Annotated in this window: 21 protein-coding genes and 1 tRNA gene; 7 read left to right on the plus strand and 15 right to left on the minus strand. The window is 53.2% G+C overall.

What is annotated here, in order from left to right; genetic code table 11:
- The first annotated feature begins 20 nt into the window (after positions 1–20).
- Entirely contained in the window at positions 21–485 is a 465-nt protein-coding gene (locus HND56_08995; protein QKK05816.1) for a hypothetical protein, read from the plus strand.
- Positions 486–491: 6 nt separating this feature from the next.
- On the opposite strand, the gene HND56_09000 is transcribed toward HND56_08995, so the two are convergent.
- From HND56_09000 to HND56_09035, 8 genes are all read right to left on the minus strand, one after another.
- Positions 492–728 carry a hypothetical protein gene (locus HND56_09000; GenBank protein QKK05817.1) on the minus strand — a complete coding sequence of 79 codons (237 nt, stop codon included), beginning with the start codon at positions 726–728 and terminating at the stop codon, positions 492–494.
- 12 nt (positions 729–740) lie between these two features.
- Positions 741–1493: a hypothetical protein gene (locus HND56_09005; protein ID QKK05818.1), complete on the minus strand. Its 753-nt coding sequence runs from the start codon at positions 1491–1493 to the stop codon at positions 741–743.
- Positions 1494–1531: 38 nt separating this feature from the next.
- Positions 1532–1605: transfer RNA gene (locus HND56_09010), tRNA-Gly, on the minus strand.
- Between the two features lie 64 nt (positions 1606–1669).
- On the minus strand, positions 1670–2842 hold the full coding sequence (metC, locus tag HND56_09015; GenBank protein ID QKK05819.1) for a cystathionine beta-lyase: 1173 nt from the start codon (positions 2840–2842) through the stop codon (positions 1670–1672).
- Entirely contained in the window at positions 2839–3666 is an 828-nt protein-coding gene (locus tag HND56_09020) for a sulfurtransferase (protein QKK05820.1), read from the minus strand. The genes metC and HND56_09020 overlap by 4 nt, the downstream gene beginning before the upstream one ends.
- Before the next feature lie 16 nt (positions 3667–3682).
- Positions 3683–4324 (minus strand): NUDIX hydrolase, encoded by a 642-nt coding sequence (locus HND56_09025; GenBank protein QKK05821.1) that lies wholly within the window; start codon positions 4322–4324, stop codon positions 3683–3685.
- Positions 4321–5154, minus strand: a complete 834-nt coding sequence (locus HND56_09030) for a phosphatidylcholine/phosphatidylserine synthase (protein QKK05822.1) — start codon at positions 5152–5154, stop codon at positions 4321–4323. Before HND56_09030 ends, HND56_09025 begins: the two co-directional genes overlap by 4 nt.
- A 1-nt stretch (position 5155) precedes the next feature.
- On the minus strand, positions 5156–5914 hold the full coding sequence (locus tag HND56_09035) for a phosphatidylserine decarboxylase (GenBank protein QKK06609.1): 759 nt from the start codon (positions 5912–5914) through the stop codon (positions 5156–5158).
- A gap of 153 nt (positions 5915–6067) precedes the next feature.
- Here HND56_09035 and HND56_09040 point away from each other — a divergent pair, with 153 nt between their 5' ends.
- From HND56_09040 to HND56_09050, 3 genes are all read left to right on the plus strand, one after another.
- Positions 6068–6643, plus strand: coding sequence for a TIGR00730 family Rossman fold protein (locus tag HND56_09040; GenBank protein QKK05823.1), 576 nt, complete (start codon positions 6068–6070; stop codon positions 6641–6643).
- Between the two features lie 86 nt (positions 6644–6729).
- Entirely contained in the window at positions 6730–7749 is a 1020-nt protein-coding gene (locus HND56_09045) for a GGDEF domain-containing protein (protein QKK05824.1), read from the plus strand.
- Positions 7750–7874: 125 nt separating this feature from the next.
- The gene (locus HND56_09050; protein QKK05825.1) at positions 7875–8999 is read left to right on the plus strand and encodes a hypothetical protein; all 1125 of its coding nucleotides are present in this window, start codon (positions 7875–7877) and stop codon (positions 8997–8999) included.
- Positions 9000–9042: 43 nt separating this feature from the next.
- Here HND56_09050 and tsaB read toward each other — a convergent pair whose 3' ends face one another.
- Together tsaB and HND56_09060 are read right to left on the minus strand one after the other, a co-directional pair.
- Positions 9043–9759: a tRNA (adenosine(37)-N6)-threonylcarbamoyltransferase complex dimerization subunit type 1 TsaB gene (gene tsaB, locus HND56_09055; GenBank protein QKK05826.1), complete on the minus strand. Its 717-nt coding sequence runs from the start codon at positions 9757–9759 to the stop codon at positions 9043–9045.
- A 5-nt stretch (positions 9760–9764) separates the two neighbouring features.
- Positions 9765–10388 carry a malonic semialdehyde reductase gene (locus HND56_09060; GenBank protein QKK05827.1) on the minus strand — a complete coding sequence of 208 codons (624 nt, stop codon included), beginning with the start codon at positions 10386–10388 and terminating at the stop codon, positions 9765–9767.
- 112 nt (positions 10389–10500) lie between these two features.
- Here HND56_09060 and HND56_09065 point away from each other — a divergent pair, with 112 nt between their 5' ends.
- Positions 10501–11643, plus strand: a complete 1143-nt coding sequence (locus HND56_09065; GenBank protein ID QKK05828.1) for a polysaccharide deacetylase family protein — start codon at positions 10501–10503, stop codon at positions 11641–11643.
- A gap of 16 nt (positions 11644–11659) precedes the next feature.
- Here HND56_09065 and HND56_09070 read toward each other — a convergent pair whose 3' ends face one another.
- The 5 genes from HND56_09070 to HND56_09090 form a co-directional block, all read right to left on the minus strand.
- A complete protein-coding gene (locus HND56_09070; GenBank protein QKK05829.1) occupies positions 11660–13360 on the minus strand; it encodes a Na/Pi cotransporter family protein in 1701 nt (566 codons plus the stop codon).
- A 193-nt stretch (positions 13361–13553) separates the two neighbouring features.
- Positions 13554–14336 carry a cytochrome c1 gene (locus HND56_09075; GenBank protein ID QKK05830.1) on the minus strand — a complete coding sequence of 261 codons (783 nt, stop codon included), beginning with the start codon at positions 14334–14336 and terminating at the stop codon, positions 13554–13556.
- Positions 14336–15631, minus strand: coding sequence for a cytochrome b (locus tag HND56_09080; GenBank protein QKK05831.1), 1296 nt, complete (start codon positions 15629–15631; stop codon positions 14336–14338). The genes HND56_09075 and HND56_09080 overlap by 1 nt, the downstream gene beginning before the upstream one ends.
- 36 nt (positions 15632–15667) lie before the next feature.
- Complete coding sequence (gene petA / locus HND56_09085; GenBank protein ID QKK05832.1) at positions 15668–16204, minus strand: ubiquinol-cytochrome c reductase iron-sulfur subunit; 537 nt, start codon at positions 16202–16204, stop codon at positions 15668–15670.
- A gap of 122 nt (positions 16205–16326) precedes the next feature.
- Positions 16327–17778 (minus strand): fused MFS/spermidine synthase, encoded by a 1452-nt coding sequence (locus HND56_09090; protein QKK05833.1) that lies wholly within the window; start codon positions 17776–17778, stop codon positions 16327–16329.
- A 76-nt stretch (positions 17779–17854) separates the two neighbouring features.
- Here HND56_09090 and HND56_09095 point away from each other — a divergent pair, with 76 nt between their 5' ends.
- Together HND56_09095 and hemF are read left to right on the plus strand one after the other, a co-directional pair.
- On the plus strand, positions 17855–18334 hold the full coding sequence (locus HND56_09095; protein QKK05834.1) for a tRNA (cytidine(34)-2'-O)-methyltransferase: 480 nt from the start codon (positions 17855–17857) through the stop codon (positions 18332–18334).
- A 71-nt stretch (positions 18335–18405) separates the two neighbouring features.
- Positions 18406–19305 carry an oxygen-dependent coproporphyrinogen oxidase gene (gene hemF, locus HND56_09100; protein QKK05835.1) on the plus strand — a complete coding sequence of 300 codons (900 nt, stop codon included), beginning with the start codon at positions 18406–18408 and terminating at the stop codon, positions 19303–19305.
- The last annotated feature ends 1 nt before the right edge of the window (position 19306 follow it).

Below are 19306 nucleotides of genomic sequence, written 5' to 3' on the forward strand. Positions count from 1 at the left end.
CATCTGCGGCGGAACCGGACATGCCCTATATCAAGGCTCATATTGTTGTCAAAGAACAGGACGAAAGACTAACCATCCGCGAGGGCGGTTTTTATATGAATGCCGAGAATGTCTATAACATCCACCGCTATGATTATCATCCCGTTTTGGGCAAAGACACGCCGCGTACCTGCGTTGAGCTGACCCCGCATAAGGGCGGAGAAAAGCGTTTTGTAATCTTCAATGCGCCACTGGAAAAAGTCGAGGATATGCTGCTGAACAGTCACAAAGCCGTGCGCCAATCAAAAAACCCGCGCGTGAAACATCTTTATAACGATATGAACAATATTATGGATGCCACGCTGATTACGATGTCGCAGAAGGAATTTGACGGCTATTACAAAGCCCGCCTTGCGGCAAAGGCAAGTGCCGAAGCACGGCACAGAGAGCGTCAGGCTGAAATCATGCGGCGCATTCTGCGCGACTATCGCGATCACCGCCGCTGATCAATATTAACAGTAATACCGCCGGTGATACGGATCATCATAGCCGTCATCCTGATAGTCCCGGCGGATTGTCGCGCCGAGGCTATCGAGCTTTTGCTTGAAATAGCCCGTCGGGTTTTCTTCAACCGTCACCGTGAATTTCTTGGCATCGCTGGATGCGACCTTTGAAAAATGTTCGGACAGGGATTTGATCCGCGGGAAACTCGCCTTATTGCCGGTAATGATAAAATTTGTGCCTGACATAGAGCTGCTCCGTTAACGTCCGAGGACACCTTTCATCAGATCCTGCGCCTTATCCAGACGCTGGTCCATATCGCTTTCGGGGATTGTGCCTGCCGCGCCGTCAAGTACGCTGCGTGCGCCTTTAAAGAAAGTATCGCCCAGCCCTTTTTCGCTGACGACCCTTATCGCGCCGCGTGCCAGCCTGTCCATGACTTGCGTAAAGACTTGTTCCGCCGTGACGGGTTTGGACTCCGTTCCCAGATTTTTTAAGACAATATCCGGCATTTTTGCACTGCCCTGCCCGCTGATTTTGGCAACAGCCGCCAGCGGCGTGACGGAAATATTCGTCAGCTGCAGCCGGTCGATCGCAATATCTTTGCCGCCTGAGGAGGATGACGCGCCTGATTGTCCCGCTTTCATATTATCCTGCAACGCGCCCAGATTGGTGCCGCCCTTCCGTACTTCGTAACGGATATCGACACCGTCAACCACGATCTCGCCCAGCGCCAGTACCGCGCCCGTCAGGTCACGCGCCGTCATACTGATCGTATCCGCATGCAAAAAATACGGGGATTGGAAAGCGCCCGGCGGGTTATCGACCTGAATGCCTTTCACCGTCACTTTTTTCTCGGCAATGGACACATCCAGCGCCGCCAGCGTGACTTTTGTGCCAAGCGCATGGCTTGCGACTTTCTCGACCATCGGTTTCAGCATTGTGCCCATATAGAAATAAACACCGCCGCCGATCGCTGCGAGAATCAAAATAAATGCGAGAAATTTTTTCATGAAAACGGCTCCTGTTTTGGGAAGAATCTGTGGAAAAATGGAGCGGGTGATGGGAATCGAACCCACGTAACTAGCTTGGAAGGCTAGGGCTTTACCATTAAGCTACACCCGCATCAATGCTGTAATCAGGACATATTTATAGCAACCCCGCGTAAAATTGCAAGCCTTTTACAGCCTTAGGCGGCAAGACGCTTCAGGCCGCTTTCCAGATCAGCCTGGAGATCCTCGACATCTTCCAGACCGGGATGGATACGCAGCAAAAATCCTTCCCCTTCCCAGGGTTTGGTAATGCGGGCCGCATTCAGCTGTTCGGGGAACAGCAGCGATTCATAACCGCCCCAGCTGAAACCCATTTTGAAAATATCCATACCGTCCAGCATTGCCGCGATTTTCGTACGGTCGGTTTCTTTCAGTACAATCGCAAAAACGCCGGACGTGCCTTTGAAGTATTTTTTCCAGTTTTCATGGCCGGGCGATTCCGGCAATGCCGGATGCAGAACTTTTTTCACCGCATCATGGCCGGACAGCCATCTGGCCAGTACAAGGCCGCTTTCGCGGTGGCGGTCCATCCGTACATCCAGTGTACGCAGACCGCGCAGGCCGAGATAAAGTTCTTCCGATCCCGCACAATTTCCCAGCTGGCGGATCGTATCGCGCACCGGTTTAAAGGTTTTTTCATTGCAGGAAATCACGCCCAGCATCATATCGGAATGGCCGGAAATATATTTTGTCGCCGACATGATGGAAATATCAATCCCCAGTTCCAGCGGCGTCAAATGCAGCGGCGTTCCCCAGCTGTTATCGATAATGGTGATCAGATCATGCTTTTTGGTGACAGCGACAAAAGCGCCGATATCCTGCACCTCATAGCTTAAGGAACCCGGAGATTCCAGATAGAGGATTTTGGTATTCTTTTTCACCTGTTTCTCAATATTGGCGCCGATCATCGGATCGTAATATTCGACCTCGATGCCGAAACGCGCCATCGTGCGGTTACAGAAATCACGGGCAAAACCGTAAAAATTATCCGGCAGCAGAATATGATCGCCTGCCGCGACAAAGGTCATAATCGCGCCGTTGATTGCCGCCAGCCCTGATGAGGTGACGACACAGCCTGCCGCACCGTCCAATGTGGCAATCGCCTGTTCAAACGCCGTTGAAGAGGGTGTGCTTTCGCGGCCATAGCGGTAGGGTGCTTCAAAACAGTTCAGGAAATGATCGTAAGTATCGATCACAAAGGTCGAGGCACGGTGCACCGGCGTGTTAACAACGCCGTCATAACGCAACGGCTGCGATCCCAAATGCGCCAAAAGTGTTTTGGCGTGTTTATCTGTCGGTTTTTCCGTCATCCTGTCGTGGCTCCCCTTGTTGTCGCGCCCTTTTCCTTGGGCAAATGAGCGCATGCGCCCCACTCTGTCCACGACCCGTCATACACCGCCACATCCTTGCGTCCCATCCGGAACAGTAAAAAAGCCAAAACACATGCCGTAACACCACTGCCGCAAGTGGCGACAACATTTTTTACATTTAACACGCCCGCATCGGCAAAGGCTTTGCGGCAGTCATCCAGCGGCAGAAAACATCCGTCTTCCGCAAAAAATGATAAAAACGGCAAATTTACCGAACCCGGAATGCGTCCGTGCTCAACAAAGCGCAGATTATCACGCGCATCAATGAGAACCGTATCCGTTGCTTGCAGACAGCTTTCGACCTTTGCCGCATCGCAGACCAGTTCGGGGCGAAAACCGGCTTTATATTCCGCATATTCAGGAGCCGCCGGACCAACACCGACCGTGCGTCCCTCACGCAGCCATTTCATCAATCCGCCATCGAGAATCTGCACATTTTCATGGCCAAAAGCCCGCAACATCCACCAGACGCGGCAGGCCGCCATGCCGGTGTTCATCTGTGCATAGACAATAACGTGATCCGTCTCCGTGATACCGAGCGCACCGAGTTTTTCCGCGAACAGCGCCGCATCCGGCATCATATGCGCATAATCCGCAGCAGGGTCGGCAATATCATCAATATCGAAAGCCACGGCATTACCGATTCTAAGATGTGCGGTTTCAGGCTGTGCGCCGCCGGGGAGGCTATAGGTGCCGTCCAGCAGCTTGACCTCCGGGTTATCCAGAATTGCCGCCAGTTCTTCCGTCGTGATCAACGCGTCCATCGATATCTCCTGTTTTTTAGCTCCATTTTTTCCGGAGCCGCGCATGGTGGCGCAAGAACCAGTTCAATAAAATCAGAGCATTGGAATTGTGCACTTGATCTTCATCAAGAAGCGCAGCAATTTCATCGGGTTTTACGGTGAAGGTTTCGATCTCCTCCCCCTCTTCGGCGAGGCCGTGATAGCGCTCTTCCGGGATTTTCGCGATACGCGCACAATAAAAATAACATTCCTCATCCGTTGACCCCGCACTGGGGAAAGAATGGCCGATATATTCCAAATCGACAATCTCTGCGCCGGTTTCCTCAAAGCTTTCGCGCCGCGCCGCCTGTTCGGGCGTTTCATCATCATCCACACAGCCCGCCGCGCATTCGATCATAAAAGGATCATCTTCGTTGCGCAAAACAGCGCCCAGCCGGAATTGGCGGCTAAGCAGAACGCTGTCCGATTCCGGATGGTAGAGCAGTACCACAGAGGCCTCCGACATCCGGCACATTTCGCGATTCATCACCGGCAGCCACTCATCTGCATCCGGATTCATTGTGCGGTGCGTAAAGCTGTAACGGTCAATCTTGCGGTAACCGTCATGCAGGCGTTCGCGCCCGCTGATGTGCACATCGCTGTTTCGCAGTTCCTCGATCTCGGATTGGGGCAGTGTCATATATCCGTTTTCCCTTCCTCTTTTCCGTCTGCAACGGCTGCTGCGGCTTTTTGCTGCTTGCGGTAGGACATCCAGACCGCCAGAGGTATCGTCGCGCCATAGGCGATTCCCATTGCCGCCAATGTCGGCCAGGGCGCATTAATCAGCCCCGCCACCAAAAGGCCGAATGCCCCCAGCGCCGGAATAACCAGTTTAGGCGGCAGGCGGATCTGTTTGGTCGAAAAGGTCGGCACATGGCTGACCATCAGCCAGGCAAATAGCAGCATCCACGCGCCGACGACTTCGGGATGCTGCATCATACCGATTTCTCCCGCAGCGGGCTTGTCCATCTGGAAATGAATAATCAGCGGCAACAGCGACATCCCCGCCCCTGTCGGCGACGGCACGCCGCAGAAAAAGCTGTGATTGGCTTCAGGGTTTTCTTTGCCCGCCGCATTAAAACGGGCAAGACGCAGTGCTACCGCAATGGCAAAGACCAGCGCAATCGTCCAGCCGAAACGTCCGGCAAAATGCAGTGACCATGAATGCAGCACCATCGCCGGCGCCACACCGAAACACAGGAAATCCGACAGCGAGTCGAGCTCCGCCCCCAGCGCGCTTTGCGCTTTCAAAAGCCGCGCCGCCGCGCCGTCAAAAGCGTCAAGAAAAGCCGCAATGACAATGGCCAGCACCGCCGCCTCGAAACGTCCGGCAATCGCGAACTGCATGGCCGACATACCGGCACAAAGTGCGGCAATCGTAATCATATTGGGAACAAGGCGGTGGAATGACGTCATCTTTGCGCCTCTCACGCCTTTTTCCTGAGCCGTTTTGCGCTTGCGGACAACCATCTTACCGCACCTCCCCCTCGCGGGCCTTTTCGTTGGACTGCAAATCGGCAAGCACCGTTTCGCCGCCGATCATGCGCTGGCCGACTGTCACCAGAGGCATAGAACGGGGCGGCAGATAGATATCCATGCGGCTGCCGAAACGGATGATGCCGAAACGCTCGCCTGCTTTATAGGTCGTGCCCTTTTTGGCATCACAAAGAATACGCCGCGCCACAAGCCCTGCAATCTGTACAAAAGCAATAGAGCTGTCCTTGGCGGCCAGTTTCATGACCACCGTGGCGCGTTCATTTTCCAGGCTGGCTTTATCCAGCGCGGCATTCAGGAATTTGCCCGGATGATACAGAACCTGTGTCACCTCGCCATCGGCGGGAACGCGGTTCACATGCACATCAAACACATTCAGGAAAACACTGATCCGTGTCAGGGTCTTTGCTTTGAACAGCGGATCATCTTCATAGCCGTCGCTGTCGATCTCCGCCGGAAGCTCGGCCTTGCCGATTGCCTGTACAATACCGTCCGCAGGGCTGATAACCAGACCTTCGCGCGCCGGCGTGACCCGTACGGGATCGCGAAAGAAATAGACGCACCACAGCGTCAGCACCAGCCCGGCAAAGCCGAGGAATTCGGATAATAACGCCAACAGCACCGATACGATCGCAAAGCCCGCAATAAACGGCCATCCCGCCGGATGAACCGGCACGACAAGCGTTTTTGTTGCCTGACAGATAACGGATTTTACCGCCTTTAACCAGTCAGGCAGGGAATCCCGCTTATCCTGCGGTTTTGTCGCTGTTTCTTCTTCTTTTTCGTCTTTTTCGTCTGTTTTGCTACGCAAAGCCTTGACCCCCGCGCCTAATTCATGCCATTTTGTTTCGCTTGAAACGAGAACAATACTTACTCAATCACGGTTAAAATGGCAATAAGAAAACAACAAAATCGCACCGTTTGCGTTTATTGCGGTGCCTCCTCCAATGTGAGCGACATCTATAAAGACGCAGCTTATGAATGTGGAAAAATGCTGGCGCAGAACGGTATCGATGTCGTCTATGGCGGCGGCCGCGTCGGGCTGATGGGCATTGTCGCAGATGCGGCGCTGGAACATGGCGGCAATGTCATCGGCATTATTCCCGGACATCTGCAGAAAAAAGAACCCAAACACATGCATCTGACGGAGCTGATTATCGTGGAAAGCATGCATGACCGCAAAGCACTGATGGAACAGCGTTCGGACGGTTTTCTGGTGCTGCCCGGCGGTTTCGGGACAATGGATGAGACCTTTGAAATCCTGACATGGAAAATGATCGGACTGCATAACAAGGATGTTGTGCTGCTGAACACCACGGGATATTGGGATCCTTTTATCGCTCTGGCCGATAAAATTATCAGCGAAGGCTTTGCGCAGGAAAAAGACCGCGGCTTTATCACCATGAATTCGATGGATGCCGTCATCTCCCATTACGGAAAGGCGTCCTTTTTGTTGGAGAAATAATCTGAATGGTATAGTATGATTCTGTACGTATATACTGTATGTACACAAAGCGGTAATAATGAATAAAACACATTGATTTAAAACCTATGGAAGAAAAATCACCGACAAAGATTCACGATCCCGGCGCCGCCGCATGGGAAAGGGTCAGCAAAGAAGGGCTGCGCCCCTCGCCCGAGATGTTTGAGCTGTGGTACCGCTATTATGACGGTGATCCGGAAATCTGCAGTGCGATTGACCGTCATGAAGAGAAGATTGACGAAGCTTTCTGCATGGGTGTCCATAAGAAATTCATTGCGCGCGTCTCCGTTGACGATGCCATGCGCAAGATCAATGACAATCTGCAAAAAGCCCTGATCGAAGTCTCCGAAGCCGTTGGCGGCATGCAGAATGCCACAACCGATTACGGCTCATCCCTTTCTGATATGACGGATCATATGAAAGAGGCGAATAGCATTGAGGATCTGGAAAAAGTCATCCTGTCGCTGGCCGAAGATACAAAGAAAATGGTGGAATATAACAAGTCGCTGGAACAGCAGCTTGATACCTCCTCCAATCAGGTCAATGCCCTGAAAGAAAATCTCGATACCGTCCGCCACGAAGCCATGACCGACGGGTTAACGGGGCTGTCGAACCGCCGCGCTTTCGATATCTATCTGAAAGAAGCTGTGATGCGGGCGGAAGAAGAAGGCAAGTCACTGGTATTGATGATGCTGGATATCGACCATTTCAAACCCTTTAACGACAATTTCGGCCACCAGATCGGGGATCAGGTGCTGCGCCTTGTTGCGCGTTGTCTGATTGACGGCGTCAAAGGCCGTGACCGCGCCGCGCGCTATGGCGGTGAGGAATTTGCGATTATTCTGCCGGAAACACCGCTGAAAGCCGGTATTGTCGTGGGTGATGCCCTGCGCAAATCGGTTGAAAGCCGCGAAGTGGTCAACCGGACAAGTAATCAAAATCTGGGTAAAATCACGCTTTCCGTCGGTGTTGCCGAATTGCAGCCCGGTGAAACGGTCGAGTCTCTGATTTCCCGGGCTGATGCGGCGCTTTATACCGCCAAACAAAACGGCCGTAATCAGGTCGCTGCCGCCTATCCCGAGAAGTAATCGCGCCGCCCTGTTCGAATAATGGGGAATTGCGCTGTTTTCTTTGCGTAAGGGGATTGAAGAAAAGTGATTTTTTTGCTTTTATGCTAATGGAACAGTTTTTATTTTTGGAAATGAGGAAAACCATGTCAGTCAAAAACCAGCCTTTGTTCGTAAAATTGATGGCGTGCTCCGTTGCCGCCCTGATCGGTGTCAGCGCGATGCCGGGCGATGCCGTTGCCGGATTTAAATGGCAGGGCCCCGCCAAATCCGAGGCGACCGTCTTCCCGGATGAAAAAACCTATATGGAGCCGGAAATCCGCTGGCACGGCGAAGGCAATAACGCCGCACCGACGGCGGAGCTGATGGATGATGCGACAATGGTTGACGAAGCCCTGCCTGCCCCCGTGACGTCCGAAACACTCGGCAGCCTGAGCGGCATGGAAAGCTATCCCGAAGATTCAACGCAAAATAACGGCGACCTGATTTCGCAAATTGTGAGTGACGCACCGCAAACATCCGCCACGGCACCTGCCGCTGCACCTGTCCTGTTCGTCGAGAATGCTGAAATGGCGCAGGGTTTCGGCAGCGATATTCCGCTGGTGATGGCCATCCGCCAGATTATCCCGTCCTCGCAGGCTTTTGCCTTTGAGCCGGGTGTTGATCTGGGTGCGCCCGTTTCCTGGCAGGGCGGCGCGCCCTGGCCGGAAGTGTTGAGCAACACGCTGTCAGCGGCCGGACTTTACGCACGTATGCACCGCGATATGGTGATTATCGGTAAATATGACGGCGGCGCAGCCCCCGCACCGGTTTCCGGCGGTGAAGACCATGCGGCTTTTGACGCACCGGTCACCTCCATGACGGCTTCCGCTCCGACACAAAGCACCAAACCGCAAACGGAAATTGAAAAAAGCATGGCCGGACAATCCGGCGGCATGATGACCGCCCCCGCAAGTGATACGGGTATGAACAGTCCGGACAGCGCCCCTGTTGCAGCCGCCGCGCCGCAATGGAGCGTTACCCCCGGCCAAACCCTGCGTGACGCCGTCACGTCATGGGCAACGGAAGCAGGCGTTAAGCTGTACTGGACCACCGATTATGATTACCGTATTGATGCAAGCCATGTTTTCCAAGGCTCTTTCGAAGAGGCGCTGGCACAGCTTCTCGATACTTTTGCCGATACAACACCACAACCTTACGGACAGCTGCATAAAAGCTCCGAAGGCGGCCAGATCCTTGTCATCAAAACATATGACAGCAATCTGGGCTGAGCCTTATATATAAGGTAAATTCTGTTTTAGAGAGCGCGCTGTTTTACAGCGCGTTTTCTTTTGGCTTGTCTTTGGGCATTGTGACATCCGGCGGACGGATATAAAACGGCTTGGCGGGATAGCGGGATGACAGATCAGTATCCGAGACTTCCGCCGCTTCCATCAGCAGCCGTCCCAGCAATATTGATGAATTTTCCGCCGCAAAATCATCCGGAATATCCGGCGCATGATAGCCTGCGGCGTCCAGCTCCCGCAAAACCGGTACGGCGTTCCCCGTTAGCAGCAGACCCTCTTTTTCGGTAAAGCGCGCCATAATACCTGCCGCATCTTCCTGAAACGGGTCGTCTTTCTTTTTGCCGTTTTTATCAAACAACTGGCAGAAACATTCCTTGCGGTGGCTTTCCAGCAGGACAAGCCTGTCCCTGCCCGTATCCGGCGCTGTAGGCAAAGCATAGATAGAAAAATTGTCAAACCCCGCCAACGGCAGACCGGAGGCAAGCGCGATTCCCTGCATGGCGGCAAGGCCGACACGGATGCCTGTAAAGCTGCCCGGCCCCGTTGCCGCCGCCAGCGCATCCAGACCGGAAAAACCGAGCTCTGCCGCTTTCAATGCCTCCATAACCGATGGCAACAGGCTTTTCGCCTGATCGCGCATCTCGCCGGAAACGCGCGTCACAACCGGCACACCGTCACGGAAAACGGAAACCGACATGCCGCGCGTCGCGGTATCAACAGCCAGAATATTCAGCGTGCCGGACATAGGGGTTAAACGATCTCGCAGGCCTGTTCAAAGCTCAGACGCGGACCGCGCGGATGCAATAAGGACGCATCGCCGTAACCCAGATTGCACAGCATATTGGCTTCGAAATTGCTGTCCGGGAAGAACGCCTCTTTGACTTTGCCGGGATTAAAACCGGACATCGGGCCGCAATCCAGCCCCAGACCGCGCGCGGCCAGCATAAAATAAGCCGCCTGCAGCGAGCCGTTGCGCATCGCTGTCTCCCGCACATAGTTTTCTTTTCCCGCACCGGTAAACCAGGATTTTGCATCGGTATGCGGAAACAGTTCCGGCAAATGCTCATAGAATTCCAGATCATTGGCCATGATGACCGTGACCGGTGCGGACATGGTTTTTTCGACATTTCCCGCCATCAAAGCCGGTTTCAGCTTTTCCTTGGCGGCAGGGGATTTGACGAAAACGAGGCGCAGCGGGCAGCAATTTGCCGAGGTCGGGCCGAATTTCATCAATGCGTAAATCTCCTGCAACAGGGCATCATCCACATCTTTCGCCAGCCAGCCGTTATGGGTTCTGGCTGTTCTGAACAGGATGTCCTGTACTTTTGCATCGATTTGCGCCGCATCTACGGCCTGTTTTTCCGCCTGTTGCATACTGCTTTCCTTTCTATTGTCCGGTCGTTTTCCGGTTTTTTATTGCAAATTCCTCTTCTTTTATATATCACTAAGGGCAGATTGCAATGATATTCGAGACTGTATTCAAGCAATGAGGAACCGCCTTCTCATCTTCTGCGCTATATTATTACTGCCCTTCTGCACCGGAAGCGCCCATGCGGAGGATATTCACCGCATTGCCCAGGATCGCAGCAAAGCCGTCTTTTTCGTCTATTTCCACATTGGTGAAGACCAGTATCCCGGTGCCAATATCCAGATGGAGCGCTTTCGCGAACATGTACTGGAAATGAAAACGGCGGGCTATAACGTGCTGCCGCTGGGCGAGATTGTCAGTGCGCTTGAAAACGGCACACCGCTGCCCCAGCACACGATCGGTATTACGCTGGAAGGTGCTTACCGCAGCTCTTTTGAAAATGCCGTGCCGCTGCTGCTGGAAGCCGGTCTGCCCTTCACGATTTTCCTTGCGCCCGAGCGCATCGACCGCGACAGCGATTTTTACATGAACTGGCGCGAGGTCAAGAAACTGGCGCGCAACAATCTGGTGACCATCGGTGCCATGGCCTATTCCTATGATCATCTGATCCGTATGGAGGAAAATGCGCAACGCCAACAACTTACCCGCGCCATCGCCCGTTTTCAGGAAGAGCTGGGGACCACGCCGGAGTTTTTCGCATGGCCGCATGGCGAATATACGGCCGCGCTGCAAGAAACGCTGCCGGAGCTCGGCTTTCGCGCCGGTTTCGGGCAGCAATCCGGCGTTGCCGCACATGGCGGCAGCGATATGATGTCCTTGCCGCGCTTTTCCATGACGGATCAATATGGCGGGCTTGACCGTTTCCGCCTGACGGCGCAAAGCTTTCCCTTTCCGGTTCTGCAGGAAGACCCGCCCGGCATGATCTGGGAGGACGGGCAGAACAGTATCAGCTTTACCCTGCCGCAAGAGCTGCGCGATGCGGCGGAGCGTCTGGCCTGTTTTGTTTCAGATACCGGCAAAGTGCCGCTGACGCGGGCGGATAACGGACGCATCACATTGCAACTTGAAGACATGGTCGCGGCAAGCCGCATCCGTATGAACTGCACCCTGCCCGTCCTGACAGTCGAGGAGACGAAGCACCGTCAACAGATCTGGCGCTGGTATGGCCGGCTTTTCACAGGCAAAGACGGCAGCGAGGCCGGTGATGATGACGAAACACTCATCAGCCTGTCACCTGAAAACGGCGCTTCCAACGAATAAAAAATAGAAAAAACGTCTAGGATTTCTGCAAATCGGCGCGTGTTTCCGGCGCGGTTGCGACGGATGCGTTTTTATCTCTACCGCCGCGGAGCGGTTTCTTCTTGAGATGGGTTTTGTGCAACACGCCCGCTTTTTCCAAAATCGGATAGGCGACAGCCGTCAGATAGCTGTTGATGCGGCGCAGATCTCGCAGGATATCCAGATGCAGGCTGGATGTGGCAACCGTCTCGGCAACACCTTTGCGCAGACGCTCGATATGGCTTTCCGATGCGCGGATTTCGCTTTTGCGGATAGCGGCTTTTTCCTCGACCAGCTTATAGGCCATATCCATATCGCCGGACATGAAAACATTCTGCGCCGCACGCAGATTTTCCATGATGACCGCATGCATTGCGGCAATCTCCTGAAAGCCTTCGTCAGAAAAAGTATATTGGTTACGGATTTTCTTGGCGGCCATTTCCATCAGGCTTTTATCAATGATATCGCCGATATGTTCCAGATTGGTCGCAAAAGTCAAAATCTCCAGATAGCGCTGGCTTTCCTTTTTATCCAGATACTGTCCCGACATCTGCGCCATATAGCGTTTGATATCCTCGTAAAGCCCGTCAACAACATCATCCTGTTCGCGGACGGCCTGTACGCGTTGCAGATTATGGGTTTTGAAGCTCTCCAGCGTGTCGCGCAACATGCGCTGGATATAATCGCTCATCCGCAGCGTTTCGCGCATGGCGCAGGACAGCGCAGCCGGCGGCGTGCTAAGCGCGGAATTATCCAGATAACGCGCCTTGCCTTTTTCTTCCTCCTCGCCCTGATTTTCCGGCAGAATTTTTGCCACCAGTGCCGCAACCGGTTTGGTCAGGAAGATAAAGCTGAAAGCCAGCGCAAGGTTGAACATCATGTGGAAACTGACCATCTGCCTTGCGCGGTCATCACCCATGCCGATTTTCATCAAGGCACCGTGAATAACACCGCCTTCAACAAACAGCGCCTCGCCAATCAGCGGCAGGAAGGGCATTGTTACCATCACAAAAATACCGCGCATCATCAGATTGGCCAGCGGGATGCGCCGTGCCACGGCATTTTCACTCAGCGTCATCATCACAGGCGCAATCGCACCGCCCAAATTCGCGCCCAAAATCATCATTAATCCCATTTGCGGCGGGATGGTCCCCATGCCGACAAAAGATGAAAACAGCAGCACCATCGCCAGACTGGAATGGGCAACCCATGTCAATAAAGCTGCCAGCATCACCGCCAACAACGGTTCAGAAGAAAGAGATTCCACCAAAGCTGCCAGCGTAGGGGAACTGCGCAAAGGTTCGGAAACCGTCACGACCATTTTCAGCGCCAGCAGTATCAGTGCAATCCCGATCATTGCGCGACCGACATGTTTATATTGCCCTCCGCTGAGAGCTTTATTGGTGACATAGCCTGCCGCCAGCAGGATCGGTGCCAGCAAAGACAGATCGAATGTCAGAATTTGTGCGACGAGCGTTGTACCGACATCCGCCCCCAGCACCACGGCAATACCGCCCGGCACTTGTATTAAGCCGCGCCCGGCAAAAGAAGACAGGATCAGCACGGCTGCCGTACTGCTTTGCAGAACCAGCGTAGCCGCCATCCCCGATACCATGCCTTTAAAACGGTTGCTGGTCGAACGCGCAAGCAAACGGCGCAATTCGGCCCCGAATGCGCGGTTAAAACCGGTATTGACCATACTGACGCCCCATAATAGAAGGCAGACACCGCCAATGATGTGGATAAACACTGCAGTAGCGCTAATGAGTTTTCTCCCTGGAGTGAAAACGCGGCATGCGCGTATCTGTTATCTTAGCAAAATATTTGAATAAGCAACAGCGAGATTTTTCAATCCCGCCATTGCGGCAATCCAAAAGAAAATTTACGGGCTGTTAATGCACATCGGCCCAAATGCGGCGTTTTGCGGCATAGGCAAAGCCGGCAAAGAAGAGCATGAAAAACAGAACTTTCAGACCGATTGTTTTACGGTATTCCATATGCGGCTCGGATGCCCAGGCAAGAAACTGCACAACGTCACGCGAGGCACTTTCAACAGAGGCGGAACGCCCGCTTGAATAGGTAATCTGCCCGTCAGACAGCGGCTGCGGCATGGCAATCTGATTCCCGGGGAAGTAATGATTCCAGTGCATACCATCGGGAATATCCACATCTTCCGGCGCTGTGCCATAGCCTGTCAGGAGGGCATAGATATAATCTTCACCGCCGTGGCGGGCTTTAATCAACAGCGACATATCCGGCGGCAATGCGCCGTTATTCGAGAAACGCGCCTGCTCGTCATTTGCGAAGGGAGAGACAAAACGGTCTGCCGGCGCAGCAGCGCGTTCAAACATATCGCCTTCATCATTCGGGCCGTCCATCACGGTGGCCTCGGACGCAACCGCCTTCACTTGCGCTTCGGTAAATCCCAGATCCTGCAAATTCCGGTAAGCCAGCAACCGCAGAGAATGGCAGGACGCACAGGCTTCACGGTAAACCTGAAAACCGCGCTGCAGGGCAGCCTTATCATATTTGCCCATAAAACCTTTATGCGGCCAGTATTGCTGCGGCAGCGGTGTATTGCCTTCCGCAGCATGAGCTGCAGCAGGCAGTACCATCATCATCGCCAGCAAAGCCAGCACCGTCAACGGGTAGATACGCATCGCTTTTGTTGTCATTATTGCGCTCCCTCTTTATCCTGCAAGACCGCAGCATTAATGCTTTTTGGTACAGGCAGTGTTTTCTCATTACGGCTAAGATACGGTATCACCGCCAGGAAGTGCAGGAAGTAATAACCGGTTGCACAACGTGCCAATGTCAGCATCGTGCCTTCAGCCGGCTGTGACCCTGCATAACCCAGGATAAACATTGCCAGCAACAGCAGATAGTTACATTTACGATAAGTCGGACGATAGCGTGAGCTGCGCACAGGTGACTTATCCAGCCAGGGCAGGACAAACAGGATCAGAACCGAACCGAACATCGCGATAACGCCCTGCAGTTTCGCCGTAAACACAATGCCGTGTTCAATGATGAAACCGGTAAACGGAATATGCAGATCCACCGTAAAGGAGCGCAGGATGGCATAGAATGGCAGGAAGTACCATTCAGGCACGATATGCTGCGGCGTCACCATCGGGTCAAAAGGCACGAAGTGATCGGCATGTGTCGCCGCCAGCGGTGCGAAGAATACGATCAGCATATAGGCGATCATAAACACGGTCAGACCGAAGGTGTCCTTAATCGTGTAATAGGGATGGAACGGAACCGTGTCCTTTTTATTGGCCGGCTCAACACCTGACGGGTTGTTTGATCCGGTGATGTGCAATGCCCAGACATGCAGGAACACGACACCGACAATCACGAAAGGCAGCAGGAAATGCAGCGCAAAAAAGCGGTTCAGCGTCGGGTTGCCGACCGAAGGACCGCCCCACAGCCATGTCACGATGGAATCGCCGAAGAACGGTATGGCCGAGAACAGATTGGTAATCACATTCACGCCCCAGCCGGACATCTGGCTCCACGGCAGCGAATAGCCCATAAAGGCTGTCGCCATCATCAACAGGAAGATCAGCACGCCGAAAATCCATAAAAGTTCACGCGGCTGTTTATACGACCCGTAATAAAGGCCGCGGAAAATATGGACATAAACGGCAAAGAAGAAGAAATGCGAACCGTTCATGTGCAGATAGCGCAGCATCCAGCCGTAATTGACATCACGCATAATACGCTCGACACTGTCAAAAGCCATGCTGGTATGCGGCGTGTAATTCATCGCCAGAAAAATGCCCGTTGCGATCATCAGCATCAGCATCACCATCGCGATGGCACCGAAATTCCAGAAATAGTTGAAATTCTTCGGTGTCGGATAAGCGCCATATTCCTTATCCATCATCGTAAAGATCGGTAAACGTTCGTCTACCCAGCGAATAACAGGATTTTCAAAGCTTGATTTATTCAGTTTCGCGGCCATGTTCGTTCATTCTCTTTATGTTTTTTTATGGTCAAATCAACCGATTTTAACAACCGTGTCCGAAAGAAATTCGTAAGGCGGCACCGGCAGGTTTTTCGGCGCCGGACCGGCACGCAGACGCCCGGATGTATCATAATGAGAGCCGTGGCAAGGGCAGAACCAGCCGTTAAAGTCGCCATGCGGCTGACCGGCTTTACTGCCCTGCGGGATACAGCCAAGATGGGTGCAAACCCCGACAACGATCAGCCATTCCGGCTTTTGCGTACGGTCGGAGTCTTTTTGCGGGTCGCGGAGATCCGCTTCATCATCGGCGATTGCCTGTGCGATTTCCTCTTCGGTGCGCCGTTTGATAAAAACGGGTTTTCCCTGCCATTTTACCACGCGGGTCTGTCCGACCTCGATGCCCGACAAATCGACTTCCGTCGTTGCCATTGCCAGCGTATCCGCTGCGGGGTTCATCGTATCAATCAGCGGAACAAGTCCCGAACCGACACCGACGGCACCCATGGCGCCGACTGTCAGGTTAAGAAAATCCCGTCTGCTTTGCGTTTCCGAATCTTTTTTTGCTGCCATTCCTGCACGGCTCCGTTTTTGTTGTTTTGATCCTGTTTTGTCGCGCACTTGATTTAAATCTAGTAACCCACCATTACTGAATAATCCTACAAAAAGCTTTTGTAAAGGCCAAGTTACATTTTTTACTTATCCAGGAAATAGGTATTTTTGTCATCGGTATAGATTGCCATATCCTTATCTCCCGCGGGATCATTGCGGTAGATATATATGACATTGCTGATATACATACCGCGCCCGAGCCTTGTTTTTTCCCAGCCGTTAAACTCCTCGCCCGATCCCGGCATCACGGTGCGCGTCAGATGGGGAAAGACCGAACGCAGCGTATTATCCATACGGCGCGTATAGTCATCCTCGAAATGCGCACTGGCGATCGAGTTCATAATCATAAAACCGCCCGGCTTCAGCGCCGCTTTTACATCCTGAAAATATTCCCGCGTCAAAAGATGTTCGGGCATCGCGAAGCCGGCTTTAAACGTATCCAGCACAATCATATCGTAGAGTTCACCACGCTCCGCCGCCTGATGCACATAGGCGCGCGCGTCAATGACGGCGAATTTCTTGTTTGCGCCCAGCTTGTGCAGCAGCAGATGGTCTTCCGCAGCCTTTTGCAGCGCGGGATCAACATCCACAAACAGATAATCATTATGATCGTCAAAATCACCCAGCGTAAAACCTGCCGCGCCCAAAACCAGAATCTGTTTTTTCGGATCCGCTTTGGCAATCGGTTCCAGATAAGATTTGCGCACCAGCTTGGCGTAGTTGAAGATACTGCCTTCACCCGTTTTATAGCTGGAAGACAGATTGTTATTCAGCAGCATCAGACGGGTATCCTCATCCTTGGAGGAATTGAACACCTGCACCGTGTTATAGCCGTTATTGCTGACAATCCCCAGACTGCGCATCTGTTCGCTGCTATTGGCGGCCAGCATAAAGACAAAAGCCCCCGCCGCCGTTGCCATATAGGCGATTTGACGTTTTTTCGCCAGCAGGAAGATCAGCACGCATAACAGAAAAATCACGAAGACAGCCGTGTAATGCACCCCGACAACCGCCATCAGAACGACGCTTGAAAACACCGAGCCCAAAAACGATCCCAGCGTTGAAAAAGACAGCATTTTCCCCGTCATTTCCGACAAGGCGCTTGAGGAAAAATAATGGCTGACCAGCGGAATGGTTTGCCCCAGCAGAAAGACCGGATAGACCAGAAAGACCGCGCAATAAATCGCCAGCTGTAACAGGCGCTGTTCAATCCCCAGATTATTCAGCGCTCCGAAAAACACTTCCAGCAGAATATAGGACAAACCGACGCACAGAATCAGGGTCGAGCGCGTAACGTTTGACAGCAGCTTCCGGCGCACGGAGATATGGCCCAGCCCTTTTTCACGGCAGCGCTTGCGGAATGTTCCGCCGAAATGATAACCGAAGGCCAGCGGCAGCAACACCGCCGCAATAATAATGGAAATAACATCCGTTCCCGTGCCGATCCATGGCAGCACCAAGCGGATCGCCAGCAGTTCCGATGCAAGGACGATATAGCCCTCCATTAAAATAACCGCAAATAACAGGAATTGCATAACCGCTCCGTTGTTTCTCTGTCGAAAATTCTTTAAAATCAAGCTAGCAGAAAATAACGGAAAGTGACAACGAGAAATGCGCCTTGCCCTTTATGAACCCGACATTCCCCAAAACACCGGTGCGGTGATGCGCCTGTGCAGCTGTTTTGACGTCCCGCTGGAAATTATCGAGCCCTGCGGCTTTGTGCTTAGCGACAGCCGTATGAAACGTGCGGGAATGGATTATATGCAGCATCTGGACCTGACCCGCCACAGTAACTGGCAGGATTTTTACGAAAACAGCCGCAAACACGGGCGGCGCATCATCCTGCTGTCCACAAAGGCGGATTCTTTCTATACCGACTTTACCTTCAAACCGGGCGATATCCTGCTGGGCGGGCGCGAAAGCGTCGGCGTTCCCGATGATGTACATGCCGATGCCGATGCGCGGATTACGATTCCGATGGCGGCGCATGCGCGGTCGCTGAATCTGACGCAAAGCTGTTCCATTGTTTTGGCCGAAGCACTGCGGCAAACGGGGCTGTTTCCCCGTAAGGGCAGGCTTGTCCGCTCCTGATAAATATGGTATCACGGGCGCGGATATCCTTAAAAAAACGCCGGTCATATTTCATGCAAGGAGACTGCACCATGACAGCACATGCCCCGCACCATCGGAAGGAATTATTTCACCTGCAGGGAGAAGACCAGACACGCGCGGCGCTGTGGTTTGAAAAACTGCGCAATGACATCTGCGCGGAATTTGAAAAACTGGAAGATGAATTGACGGAAAGCGAGCTGCCCGCAGGACGCTTCACCCGCAAGACATGGGAACGCGACACATCAGGCCGCGACGCAAATGGCGGCGGCGGCACGATGTCGCTTATGCGCGGGCGCGTCTTTGAAAAAGTCGGCGTGAATATCTCCACAGTTTACGGCACGTTCAGCGAAGAATTCCGCGCGCAAATTCCCGGTGCGGATAAAGACGGTTATTTCTGGGCCAGCGGCGTCAGCCTTGTCGCCCATATGCGCAACCCGCATGTCCCTGCCGTGCATATGAATACCCGCCATATCGTGACATCACAGCGCGGCTGGTTCGGCGGTGGCGCCGATTTGACGCCTGTCTTCCCGCTGGAGCAGGATATTCAGGATTTTCACGGCGCAATGAAAGCGGCCTGCGATCTGCATGATGCGGATTATTATCCCAAGTTCAAAAAATGGTGTGATGAGTATTTCTTCCTGCCGCACCGGAACGAAGCCCGCGGCATCGGCGGTATTTTCTATGACCAGCTGAGCAATGATGACTGGGAAAAGGATTTCGCCTTTACGCAGGATGTCGGACGCGGTTTTCTGGACATCTATCCGCAGCTTGTCCGCCGCCATATGCATAAAAGCTGGACAGCGGAAGACCGCGCCGCCTTACTGCAGAAACGCGGACGCTATGCCGAGTTTAATCTGATTTATGACCGCGGCACGGCTTTCGGTCTGAAAACGGGCGGCAATGTCGAAGCGATTTTAATGTCGCTGCCGCCGGAAGCCAGCTGGGCTTGAT

This window comes from Pseudomonadota bacterium, assembly GCA_013285465.1.
GTDB lineage: Bacteria > Pseudomonadota > Alphaproteobacteria > Micavibrionales > CSBR16-224 > CSBR16-224.

Bases quoted from the DNA above. Each gene is read 5' to 3' on its own strand.
- HND56_08995 (QKK05816.1), top strand. From the start codon at position 21: ATGCCCTATATCAAGGCTCATATTGTTGTCAAAGAACAGGACGAAAGA.
- HND56_09000 (QKK05817.1), bottom strand. From the start codon at position 728: ATGTCAGGCACAAATTTTATCATTACCGGCAATAAGGCGAGTTTCCCG.
- HND56_09005 (QKK05818.1), bottom strand. From the start codon at position 1,493: ATGAAAAAATTTCTCGCATTTATTTTGATTCTCGCAGCGATCGGCGGC.
- metC (QKK05819.1), bottom strand. From the start codon at position 2,842: ATGACGGAAAAACCGACAGATAAACACGCCAAAACACTTTTGGCGCAT.
- HND56_09020 (QKK05820.1), bottom strand. From the start codon at position 3,666: ATGGACGCGTTGATCACGACGGAAGAACTGGCGGCAATTCTGGATAAC.
- HND56_09025 (QKK05821.1), bottom strand. From the start codon at position 4,324: ATGACACTGCCCCAATCCGAGATCGAGGAACTGCGAAACAGCGATGTG.
- HND56_09030 (QKK05822.1), bottom strand. From the start codon at position 5,154: ATGGTTGTCCGCAAGCGCAAAACGGCTCAGGAAAAAGGCGTGAGAGGC.
- HND56_09040 (QKK05823.1), top strand. From the start codon at position 6,068: ATGGCAATAAGAAAACAACAAAATCGCACCGTTTGCGTTTATTGCGGT.
- HND56_09045 (QKK05824.1), top strand. From the start codon at position 6,730: ATGGAAGAAAAATCACCGACAAAGATTCACGATCCCGGCGCCGCCGCA.
- HND56_09050 (QKK05825.1), top strand. From the start codon at position 7,875: ATGTCAGTCAAAAACCAGCCTTTGTTCGTAAAATTGATGGCGTGCTCC.
- tsaB (QKK05826.1), bottom strand. From the start codon at position 9,759: ATGTCCGGCACGCTGAATATTCTGGCTGTTGATACCGCGACGCGCGGC.
- HND56_09060 (QKK05827.1), bottom strand. From the start codon at position 10,388: ATGCAACAGGCGGAAAAACAGGCCGTAGATGCGGCGCAAATCGATGCA.
- HND56_09065 (QKK05828.1), top strand. From the start codon at position 10,501: ATGAGGAACCGCCTTCTCATCTTCTGCGCTATATTATTACTGCCCTTC.
- HND56_09070 (QKK05829.1), bottom strand. From the start codon at position 13,360: ATGGTCAATACCGGTTTTAACCGCGCATTCGGGGCCGAATTGCGCCGT.
- HND56_09075 (QKK05830.1), bottom strand. From the start codon at position 14,336: ATGACAACAAAAGCGATGCGTATCTACCCGTTGACGGTGCTGGCTTTG.
- HND56_09080 (QKK05831.1), bottom strand. From the start codon at position 15,631: ATGGCCGCGAAACTGAATAAATCAAGCTTTGAAAATCCTGTTATTCGC.
- petA (QKK05832.1), bottom strand. From the start codon at position 16,204: ATGGCAGCAAAAAAAGATTCGGAAACGCAAAGCAGACGGGATTTTCTT.
- HND56_09090 (QKK05833.1), bottom strand. From the start codon at position 17,778: ATGCAATTCCTGTTATTTGCGGTTATTTTAATGGAGGGCTATATCGTC.
- HND56_09095 (QKK05834.1), top strand. From the start codon at position 17,855: ATGCGCCTTGCCCTTTATGAACCCGACATTCCCCAAAACACCGGTGCG.
- hemF (QKK05835.1), top strand. From the start codon at position 18,406: ATGACAGCACATGCCCCGCACCATCGGAAGGAATTATTTCACCTGCAG.